This window comes from uncultured Campylobacter sp., from assembly GCF_938045205.1.
In the GTDB taxonomy this organism is placed as follows: domain Bacteria; phylum Campylobacterota; class Campylobacteria; order Campylobacterales; family Campylobacteraceae; genus Campylobacter_B.
Window position 1 is genome coordinate 1 of record NZ_CALIMY010000067.1, and the last position, 7120, is coordinate 7120.

A 7120-nucleotide genomic window follows, 5' to 3' on the forward strand; every position below is an offset into this window, starting at 1 on the left:
AGTAATTTTACCTAAAATTCTATTTAACGCATTTTCTCCGCTACCGCCGAATTTTCCTACACCATCCTTGTCTTTGTAAAAGCCCTTAAATACACCACCTGTATTTGAATGGATGCTAGCCTCGCTGAGCAGAGGCGCTATAAAAAAATGCCTAAAATCTAGATCTATTTCTTCTATTGCTTTACGCAAACCACCGATTATTAGCGCATTTTCACGAGAATAAAATACTCTCTCGCCGTGTTTTATATTAGCGTCATCTTTTGGAGCGTAAAGTTCGCTTATAAAGCTCTCGCTGGGTTTAAATTTTTCTAAAATTTGCTTAAAACTTTTGTCGATTTGCTCTTTGAGCTCTGGCGTGAAATTTGAAAGATAACATGAGTTTATCACGCGCGAATAATCCTCTAAGTCGTTTGCAACAACGAGGCTCGAGTATGCTTTGGCTGCTCTTACAACCACGCCTGAACCACTAAAAACGTCTACAAAACTTATCTTTTGTTTTTTTAGTTCGCTCTTTATCTCGCAAAGCACGTTTAAAATTTCGTTTAATATTGCGCGTTTATTACCCAAATAGCTAATTAGCTGTTCCTTTAAAAAGGCAGGATTTTCGGCAATTTCAATTTCTTTTATAGTATTCTTCAAGCTTTGCCTCGCGTATAGTCCTCAAAATATCGGTAAATCTTGCCCGATCCGATCGCCTCTAAAATGAGCGGCTTAGCCTCCGCAGGGCTTGATACGATATCGGCGCAGTATAGCGCAAACATCGCATTTAGCACGACGATGTCAAATTTTGGTCCGCTCAGCTCGCCTTTTAAAATTTGCTTTAAAGTTTCGGCGTTAGCCTCGCCGTCGCCGCCTTCTATATCGCCGTGAAATGCACGTTTAAAGCCGAACTGTTCGGGATTTACGCGGTATTCTAAAATTTTGCCGTCCTTGACCTCGTGGATTAGCGTCTCGTCGCACAGGCTGATCTCGTCCATGCCGTCCATTCCGTGTACCACCAGAGCGTGCTTGCGCCCCAAAATCATCAGCGTTTCGGCGATGAGCCCGTTTACTTCCTCCAGATAATTGCCCACGATCTGATTGCTTAGGCTTAAATTTGGATTTAGAAGCGGCCCCATTATATTAAAGACGGTGCCGATTTTTAGGCGATTGCGCACCTCTTTGACCTCGGCGGTGATCTTGTGAAAAAACGGCGCGTGAAAAAACGCTAGCCCAGTGCGATCTAGCAGCGCTCTGATCTGCGTCAAATCGCTAAGTAGCGGCACGCCCAAAGCATCGAGCGCATCGGAACTACCCGATCTGCTGGTAATCGCGCGGTTGCCGTGCTTGGCGACGCGCACGCCGAAGCTTGCCGCGATAAACGCCACGGTCGTGGAGATATTGATCGTCTTTAGCCTATCGCCGCCCGTGCCTACGATGTCAAACATCGGGCTCGGATCGTCGTAGGTGATCGAGTATTTTAAGATACTGCGCACGAGCGCCGTAAGGCTGCTTGGGTAGAGCGACTTTTCGCTGATGAGCACGAGCAGCCCCGCAAGCTGCACGATGTCGTAATCCTGCTCGTAAAGCGCCTTGCAAATGACCGCATAATCGTCGCTATCTAGCGGGAAGCCCTTTTGTAGCTTCAACATAAACGGGGCGAAATTTACCACGAGTTTCTCCTTTAAAATTATCTTTTTGCCGTAATTGATGAAATTTTCGATGATCTTTTTGCCGTATTGGGTAAAAAAGCTCTCGGGATGAAATTGAATGCCGAAAACCGGCTTGCTTCGGTGCTTCATCGCCATTATAATGCCGTCATTTTCGCTCTTTGCTAAAATTTCAAACTCGCGCGGTAGCGTAGCTTCGTCCACATAAAGCGAGTGGTAGCGCATCACTTCAAATTTACGCGGCAGGCCGCTAAAAAGCACGCCATCTGCGTAAATTTCAATCGCCGAACTCTTGCCGTGTAGCGGCACCTCCAGCTGCTTTATCTCCGCGCCCGCCGCATATCCGATCGCCTGATGCCCAAGGCACACGCCCAAAATCGGCACGTCCAAATCCGCGCGCAAAATATCCAGGCAGACGCCGCTGTCTTTTGGGTGATTTGGCCCGGGGCTTAGGATTATGTGCGACGGGGCAAGCTCGCGCACCTGCTGCAGCGTTATCTCATCGTTGCGGAAGTAGCGCACCTCCTCCTCGCTTAGCTCCAAAATGTATTGATAAATATTAAAAACGAAGCTGTCGTAATTATCTATCATTAAAATCAAAATTTTATCCTTTTTTAGGGCGTTGCGCCTCTTTAAAATTCTAAATAGTTTAAATTTGACCGCTTTGCGGCGGCTAAATTTAGCGCCGTTTTAGCGCCTCTTGCAAGCTAAATTTAAAATTCCGCTCGCGGCTGCGGCATTACTACATCAGCTGCGACGTTACGCTGCTTTGCAGCCGATATGTATCTCGGCTTTGCGGCGCCGAATGAAGCTCGCCGTTGAATTTAACGTCCTTACGCCGAAACTGCTTTAAATTTAGCGGCGCCAAACTCGCGCCGAAGCAAACGGCGCGCCCAGTTAGCTAAATTTAAAGGGTCTAAACTTCCTCGCATAGCTCCTCGATCGCCTTTAGCGGGCTTTTGCGCTTTTTGCAGATCTCTGCGTATTCGCTCTTTGGCGAGCTGTCGTAAACGATACCCGCGCCCGCTCCGATAAATACGAGATTGTTTAGCCCTTCGCAGCCGAAATTCTCCGCGCTAAATTTGGCAGTCTCAAACCGCATCGCGCGGCTAAAACGCGGCTCGCTTTCTAAATTTAGCACTCCGCCGCCTGCGCGAGCTTTGAAATTTAACGTCGCGTCGCGTTTGCTTGTGTGAGCCGGTAAATTTTGCGCCTCGCTGCCGCCCTTTTGCGCTGCGAAATCGCAAAGCTCCGTTGCTTCGGACTTCTCCTCGCCGCAAACAGAGTCTAAATTTAAGTTGGAATTTCGCTTAAAATCCTCGTCCGAGCAGAAATTTTGCGCGTCGCGATTTACGAAGATCGCCGAGCGAATCAAGATCGCCTGCATCACGTCGCCGCTAAAGCGCCAAAACCCGATTCCGCCGCCGTATATACCGCGCTCGTAGCGCTCCAGCTCGTTTATGATCTGCATCGCGCGAATCTTCGGGCTACCGCTTAGCGTGCCCGCAGGAAAGATCGTGCCGAGCACCTCAAACGCGCTTACCCCGCGCGGCTTACTGCCGTAAACCTCGCTTACGATGTGCATCACACTTTCGTAGCGTACGATGCGCATCGCGTTTTGCACCCGCACCGAGGCGGGCGCGGCGAATTTGCCGATGTCGTTGCGAGCTAGATCGATCAGCATCCGATGCTCCGCAAGTTCCTTTTCATCGCTTAAAAGCTCGCGCTCAAGCGCCGCGTCGGCCTCGGCATTCGCGCCTCTGCTGCGTGTGCCCGCGATGGGAGCTACGAAAATTTCGTCCTTTTTGATCTCCATAATGAGCTCGGGGCTGGAGCCCGCGACGCAACCGTACGGCGTCGGGAAGTGAAACATATAGGGACTCGGATTGTTCTTTTTGAGTCGCTCGTAAAACTCCAGACTGCCTAGATTCGTACCGACTTCTAAAATTTCGCCCAGCACGACCTGAAACACGTCGCCGCTTTTTATCTTTTCTTTTGCAGCCTCGACCATCGCACTAAAATGCGACTCCTCGGCGCCCAGATCGGTTAAAATTTTAAATTTAAGCTCTTTTTTCTTAGGCTCGGGCTTCGCCGCGGCTTGCGATTTCGATCCTATTTTTATCGCGGCGTCCGCTCTTGCGGCACTCTGCGGCGTGCCTTCCGCTTCGGCGGAGCTTTGCTGCGAAGCTTGCGGGCTAAGCTCGCGCAGGCTTTCGTAAATTCTAGTGTCTTTGCCGTAAAAATCGTAAATTTTGCTGATTTTATCGTAGTGCAGATAGTTTGCGGCATCGGCGTAAAAAAACGGCGGGAAGTCATACAGCGTCTGCTTCGGCGCGCCGATATTTTCAAATGCGCGCACGATGTCGTAGCCCAAAACGCCGAAAAGTCCTGCAAAGCTCGCGTTTTTAAACTCGCTCGCGCCTTCTTTTGCGCCCTTTACCTCATCAAATTTAAGCCTCAAAGCCTCAAAACTCATCTTAAATCCGTCGAAATAATCGCAATCTATGCCGATGATGACCTGCCTGTCGTCCTCTGCGAGGTAGCTTTGCGGATGCGTCTTTAAAATTTCGCGGTAGTAAAACAGCGGCTCTTCTAAAAGCATTTTCGTCCTTGGAATTTTTAGCGCCATTATACGCTGCTTAGCTTAAATTTGAGCGGGCGGCGCGAGCTCAGGCTGGCTTAGTCCAAGCAAAATTTTAGTAAAATTAGCAAATTTCAAGGAGAACGTATGAAAATTTTATTTTCCCCAAGCGAGATGAAAAGCGAGCTGGGCGGCGACACGCGCATTTGCGAGCGAAATTTCATCTTTGCAGATCTTTACGAAAAGCGCCTGCAGATGCTGCGCGCCTACGCGGATTTCGTGGATAAAGCAAGCGAAGCGGAGCTTTGCAAGCTTTTCGGGCTGAAAAAATGGGATGCGGCTCTGCGCGAAAATATCTTTGAAAAAGGCTGCACAAAGGCGCTTTTGCGCTACACGGGCACCGCGTATCGCGCCCTAGGCTACGCGTCGCTAAGCCCTGGCGCGCAGGAGTTTGCGGAGCGAAATACGATAATTTTTTCAAACCTTTTCGGCCCCGTGCTGGGCGGCGACGCGCTACCGAACTACAAGCTCAAACAGGGCGAAAAATTCGGCGGCATAGACGCGGCGAAATTTTATCGCGACAGCTTTTCTGCCGCGCTGGATCGGTATCTGGCGGATGAGTGCGTCGTGGATCTGCGCGCGGGATTTTACGAAAAATTTTATGAGATGAAGCGCGAATATTTGAGTTTTAGTTTCATCAAAGGCGGCAAGGTGCTGAGCCACTACGCCAAGGCCTGGCGCGGTAAGGTATTGCGCGAAATAGCTATTGCCCGCGCTTGCAGCGAGGCGGAGGTGCTCGCGCTGCGCTTGGGCGGCGCTTCCGTGCTAGAGATCAAACAGATCGGACTAAAAAAAGAGATCGTGCTGGAAATTTCATAAGGCGCAAAGAAATTCCGTCCGGAGAAATTTACGATAAAGCTTGCAGGTCTAATGCGAATTTTTGCGTAAAATTTAGCCCGGAAAATTTGCCGCGAGTCCAAATCCCGCCCCGTCTAAAGCACTTCTGCCCGGAGAAATTTGTGGGCGGAATTTCATCGTGAGGATTTTGCGATGGCGGCTTTTTGGTTTTTGGGCACTCTTCTTGTGAGCTTTGGACGGGCTTTTAGCGGCGAAATTTCACCGCAAGGATTTTTTAGAGTAAAATTTACGCTCTTTGCGTTTGCTCGCTCCGCATAAAATTTTATGCCGATCTTGTCTTGATTTTGCACCGCTTTTGCGGCGATTTTTAGAATACAAAGCGCGGAAATTTTGCTGCCGTCCTCCGCACAGAAAGAATTTTCACGAAGGAGATGCGCCGCGCGTGCAATCGTGGATGGAAGCGTAACTTTATGCGGAAGGAATTTTACTTGCAATCCGCTGTAGGAATTTTGTCTAAAATTTTACTTTGCGGAATTTTGCCGTATAAAATCCTGTCGAAAATTTAATCGCGGCAAAAATACTGCGCCCGCGATCTAAACGTAAAATTTTAATCCAAATTTACGCTAAACCGCCGCAGTCCAAGCGCAGAATTATGATCTAAAATTTATACTTGCCGCAACACAAACAAATGCAGATCGAGCCAGCTCCGTATAAAATTTCGAGCAGAAATTTATGGCTTGCGTTCTGTTGCGATAAAAATTTTGAGCCAAAATTTCACGCTTTGAAATTCCAAAAATCCGCAAACGCAGTAAAATACGCCGTCGCTACAAACTCTAGTAACCCAGTGCATAAAGTTCTTAGCCGAATTTCTGCAATTAAAATTCCGCGCTCTGAAATTTCATACTTTAAAATCCCGCAAATTTCCCGCTTTCAAATCCAAAATTCCGTAAATTTAGCAAGCTTTAAATTTTAAAGCTATAAACTTCGTCTCAAATTTCAAGGATTATAAATGCTAGAACTCCCCTTTATCGGCGCCGTTGTGGGCTTCATATCGGGCTTTTTCGGTATCGGTGGCGGCACGGTCGTAATGCCCGTGATGATGGCTCTAGGCTACGACGTCAAGACCGCCGCGGGCATCTCGGTGATGCAGATGTTCATCATCTCGCTTTTTGGCTCATATCTGAACTACCGCGCGGGCAAGCTTCGCCTAGATAGCGGCATCGCGGTGGGGCTCGGAGGGCTGTGCGGCGCGAGCATATCGGGCTTCATCGTAAAATACTCGCCAGAAATCGTGCTTGAGATCGGTCTTTTGCTGACGCTTGCGATCTCATTTCTTAAACTCTTTAGCACGAACGTAACAAGCGGCGGCAACGCCGATCCTCACGGCGCGGCGCTGTTTTTTATCGGCTTTGCTATCGGCGCGATCGCGCTTAGCATGGGCGTGGGCGGCGCGGTATTTCTAACGCCCGTATTGGTCGGATTTTTGGGCGTCGATATCAAAAGAGCGGTCAGCATGGGGCTATTTTTCATCGTTTTCGGCTCATTTAGCGCGCTTTTAAGCCTTTCGTACAACGGCCATGTGGATTACGAACGCGGCGCGCTGCTAGCTGTGGGCGGGCTTTTGGGCGTGTATTTCGGTACCTCTCAGGCTCGCCGTGCAAAGCGCGAAACGCAGAAAAAATGGCTGCTCGTCCTTTATGTCGTGCTATTTGCGCTAGCGCTAAAAAAGGTGCTACAGTAGCGCCCGCTGTAGTAGCACTGCGGACGATTTTGCCGCGCTATTGTTTTGCTTTGCGATCGTTCCGCTACAAGTGCAGTTTAGGCGCCTGCTACAGGCACGTCAGAGCGATTCTATGTGCTCTGTTTTGCTACGCCGCCCTTTTGCGTCTCGCAGTTTTGCATTACCGTCCTCTTACTCTGCGCGCCGCTTGGTCTCCGTCTTTCGGCGGCGCGTAAAACGTCGCGTTCCGTCACGCGAGTAAAATTTTAAAACGAAATTTCAAAAAGCGCGAGCAAATTTTAAAAGCGGAAT

Annotated in this window: 7 protein-coding genes; 3 read left to right on the forward strand and 4 right to left on the reverse strand. The window is 49.1% G+C overall.

Annotated features, from left to right (window positions below; genetic code table 11):
* The 3 genes from Q0198_RS04035 to Q0198_RS04045 all read right to left on the reverse strand — a co-directional run.
* On the reverse strand, nucleotides 1-639 hold a 639-nt coding region (locus Q0198_RS04035; RefSeq protein WP_297895286.1), incomplete at its 3' end, for a DNA adenine methylase.
* Nucleotides 636-2249 carry an anthranilate phosphoribosyltransferase gene (gene trpD, locus Q0198_RS04040; RefSeq protein WP_297895289.1) on the reverse strand — a complete coding sequence of 538 codons (1614 nt, stop codon included), beginning with the start codon at nucleotides 2247-2249 and terminating at the stop codon, nucleotides 636-638. The genes trpD and Q0198_RS04035, both read right to left, overlap by 4 nt.
* Nucleotides 2250-2565: 316 nt before the next feature.
* Nucleotides 2566-4251, reverse strand: a complete 1686-nt coding sequence (locus tag Q0198_RS04045; protein ID WP_297895292.1) for an anthranilate synthase component I family protein — start codon at nucleotides 4249-4251, stop codon at nucleotides 2566-2568.
* Between the two features lie 126 nt (nucleotides 4252-4377).
* Here Q0198_RS04045 and yaaA point away from each other — a divergent pair, with 126 nt between their 5' ends.
* The gene (gene yaaA, locus Q0198_RS04050; RefSeq protein ID WP_177388568.1) at nucleotides 4378-5109 is read left to right on the forward strand and encodes a peroxide stress protein YaaA; all 732 of its coding nucleotides are present in this window, start codon (nucleotides 4378-4380) and stop codon (nucleotides 5107-5109) included.
* A gap of 152 nt (nucleotides 5110-5261) precedes the next feature.
* On the opposite strand, the gene Q0198_RS04055 is transcribed toward yaaA, so the two are convergent.
* Nucleotides 5262-5582, reverse strand: a complete 321-nt coding sequence (locus Q0198_RS04055; protein WP_297895295.1) for a hypothetical protein — start codon at nucleotides 5580-5582, stop codon at nucleotides 5262-5264.
* A gap of 194 nt (nucleotides 5583-5776) precedes the next feature.
* Here Q0198_RS04055 and Q0198_RS04060 point away from each other — a divergent pair, with 194 nt between their 5' ends.
* A complete protein-coding gene (locus Q0198_RS04060; RefSeq protein WP_297895298.1) occupies nucleotides 5777-6061 on the forward strand; it encodes a hypothetical protein in 285 nt (94 codons plus the stop codon).
* A gap of 36 nt (nucleotides 6062-6097) precedes the next feature.
* Nucleotides 6098-6829 (forward strand): sulfite exporter TauE/SafE family protein, encoded by a 732-nt coding sequence (locus Q0198_RS04065; protein ID WP_297895300.1) that lies wholly within the window; start codon nucleotides 6098-6100, stop codon nucleotides 6827-6829.
* The last annotated feature ends 291 nt before the right edge of the window (nucleotides 6830-7120 follow it).

What these genes read in the sequence shown, in the direction of transcription:
- Q0198_RS04065 (WP_297895300.1), top strand. Translation starts at nt 6,098, where the DNA reads ATGCTAGAACTCCCCTTTATCGGCGCCGTTGTGGGCTTCATATCGGGC.
- Q0198_RS04045 (WP_297895292.1), bottom strand. Translation starts at nt 4,251, where the DNA reads ATGCTTTTAGAAGAGCCGCTGTTTTACTACCGCGAAATTTTAAAGACG.
- yaaA (WP_177388568.1), top strand. Translation starts at nt 4,378, where the DNA reads ATGAAAATTTTATTTTCCCCAAGCGAGATGAAAAGCGAGCTGGGCGGC.
- Q0198_RS04060 (WP_297895298.1), top strand. Translation starts at nt 5,777, where the DNA reads ATGCAGATCGAGCCAGCTCCGTATAAAATTTCGAGCAGAAATTTATGG.